The organism is Elizabethkingia argenteiflava (assembly GCF_009904105.1).
Taxonomy (GTDB): domain Bacteria; phylum Bacteroidota; class Bacteroidia; order Flavobacteriales; family Weeksellaceae; genus Elizabethkingia; species Elizabethkingia argenteiflava.
Genome location: NZ_JAAABJ010000592.1, coordinates 1 through 203, shown reverse-complemented (window position 1 = coordinate 203; position 203 = coordinate 1). Strand labels below are relative to the sequence as shown.

Genomic DNA, 203 nt, shown 5'->3' with positions numbered 1-203 from the left:
GTTGTTGATATAGCCATTGAGAACCCTACTTTGGGGCAGCTTAGAGTAAGTAATGAACTTAAAAAGCAAGGTTTCTTTGTATCACCAGGTGGAGTCAGCAGTATTTGGTTAAGACACGATCTACATAGGTTTAAACTAAGATTAAAAGCCCTAGAAGCCAAATCTGCTCAAGATGGTGTCGTCCTTACTGAATCTCAACTTTC

General features: G+C 39.4%; 1 pseudogene. It reads left to right on the top strand.

The features are described 5' to 3' along the window. Positions 1 to 203 (top strand): annotated as a pseudogene (locus tag GNY06_RS09805) (IS481 family transposase); the annotation flags it as partial.